Source organism: Cellvibrio sp. PSBB023 (assembly GCF_002007605.1).
Lineage (GTDB): Bacteria > Pseudomonadota > Gammaproteobacteria > Pseudomonadales > Cellvibrionaceae > Cellvibrio.
This window is the reverse complement of record NZ_CP019799.1, coordinates 4,142,501-4,145,000: the sequence shown is the minus strand read 5'-3', so window position 1 is coordinate 4,145,000 and position 2,500 is coordinate 4,142,501. Positions and strand designations below refer to the sequence as shown.

The 2,500-nt window shown below is 52.0% G+C and carries 1 rRNA gene (only partly in view); it reads right to left on the bottom strand.

The features are described from left to right. Window positions 1-67: 67 nt before the first annotated feature. Window positions 68-2,500, bottom strand: a 23S ribosomal RNA gene (locus B0D95_RS17825); it runs 455 nt beyond the window's last position.

Below are 2,500 nucleotides of genomic sequence, written 5' to 3'. Positions count from 1 at the left end.
GTTTGGATGCTTGCATATCGTACAAGTCCGGATAAATCGTAAACCGTCTAACAGTCGATTCTGTTATATGGTCAAGCCGCACGAGCAATTAGTATCAGTTAGCTCAACGCCTCGCAGCGCTTCCACACCTGACCTATCAACGTCGTAGTCTTCAACGGCTCTTTAGGGGGCTTAAAGCCCCAGGGAGATCTAGTCTTGAAGGAGGCTTCCCGCTTAGATGCTTTCAGCGGTTATCCCGTCCGAACATAGCTACCGGGCAGTGCCATTGGCATGACAACCCGAACACCAGAGGTTCGTTCATTCCGGTCCTCTCGTACTAGGAACAACTCTTCTCAAATCTCCAACGCCCACGGCAGATAGGGACCGAACTGTCTCACGACGTTCTAAACCCAGCTCGCGTACCACTTTAAATGGCGAACAGCCATACCCTTGGGACCGGCTTCAGCCCCAGGATGTGATGAGCCGACATCGAGGTGCCAAACACCGCCGTCGATGTGAACTCTTGGGCGGTATCAGCCTGTTATCCCCGGAGTACCTTTTATCCGTTGAGCGATGGCCCTTCCATACAGAACCACCGGATCACTAAGACCTACTTTCGTACCTGCTCGACATGTCTGTCTCGCAGTCAAGCGTGCTTTTGCCTTTACACTAACCTCATGATTTCCGACCATGATTAGCACACCTTCGTGCTCCTCCGTTACTCTTTGGGAGGAGACCGCCCCAGTCAAACTACCCACCATACACTGTCCGTAACCCCGATAAGGGGCCGACGTTAGAACCTCAAACATACCAGGGTGGTATTTCAAGGACGGCTCCATCGAAACTAGCGTCTCGACTTCAAAGCCTCCCACCTATCCTACACAGATAGGTTCAAAGTTCAGTGCAAAGCTATAGTAAAGGTTCACGGGGTCTTTCCGTCTAGCCGCGGGAACACGGCATCTTAACCGCGATTTCAATTTCACTGAGTCTCGGGTGGAGACAGCGCCCCCATCATTACGCCATTCGTGCAGGTCGGAACTTACCCGACAAGGAATTTCGCTACCTTAGGACCGTTATAGTTACGGCCGCCGTTTACCGGGGCTTCGATCAAGAGCTTCGCTTGCGCTAACCCCATCAATTAACCTTCCGGCACCGGGCAGGCGTCACACCCTATACGTCCACTTACGTGTTTGCAGAGTGCTGTGTTTTTAATAAACAGTTGCAGGGGCCTGGTATCTTCGACTGCCAATAGCTTACGGGGCAAGCCCTTCACCATCAGCAGTGCACCTTCTCCCGAAGTTACGGTGCCATTTTGCCTAGTTCCTTCACCCGAGTTCTCTCAAGCGCCTTGGTATTCTCTACCTGATCACCTGTGTCGGTTTGGAGTACGGTCTCTTTTTACCTGAAGCTTAGAGGCTTTTCTTGGAAGCATGGCATCAAGCACTTCATGTTCCGAGGAACACTCGTCATCAGTTCTCAGCCTTAGCATCCCGGATTTACCTAAGACACCAGCCTACGACCTTAAACACGGACAACCAACGCCGTGCTGCTCTAGCCTTCTCCGTCCCCCCATCGCAGTAAAAAGAGGTACAGGAATATTAACCTGTTTCCCATCGACTACGCGTTTCCGCCTCGCCTTAGGGGCCGACTAACCCTGTCCCGATTAGCGTTGGACAGGAACCCTTGATCTTCCGGCGGGGGAGTTTTTCACTCCCCTTATCGTTACTCATGTCAGCATTCGCACTTCTGATACCTCCAGCATGCTTCTCAACACACCTTCGACGGCTTACAGAACGCTCCCCTACCCCACATACAAAGTATGCAGCCGCAGCTTCGGTTGCTAGTTTTAGCCCCGTTACATCTTCCGCGCAGGCCGACTCGACTAGTGAGCTATTACGCTTTCTTTAAAGGGTGGCTGCTTCTAAGCCAACCTCCTAGCTGTCTAAGCCTTCCCACATCGTTTCCCACTTAACTAACATTGGGGACCTTAGCTGGCGGTCTGGGTTGTTGCCCTCTTGACAACGGACGTTAGCACCCGCTGTCTGTCTGCCATGATTGCACTCCAGGGTATTCGTAGTTTGCATGGGTTTGGTAAGTCGGGATGACCCCCTAGCCCAAACAGTGCTCTACCCCCCTGGGTGAGACATGACGCGCTACCTAAATAGCTTTCGGGGAGAACCAGATATCTCCCGGCTTGATTAGCCTTTCACCCCTATCCACACGTCATCCCCAAATTTTTCAACATTTGTGGGTTCGGTCCTCCAGTTAGTGTTACCCAACCTTCAACCTGCACATGGATAGATCGCCGGGTTTCGGGTCTATTGCCAGCGACTAGACGCCCTATTAAGACTCGCTTTCGCTACGGCTCCCCTATACGGTTAACCTTGCCACTGACAATAAGTCGCTGACCCATTATACAAAAGGTACGCAGTCACAGAACAAGTCTGCTCCTACTGCTTGTACGCACACGGTTTCAGGATCTATTTCACTCCCCTCACAGGGGTTCTTTTCGCCTTTCCCT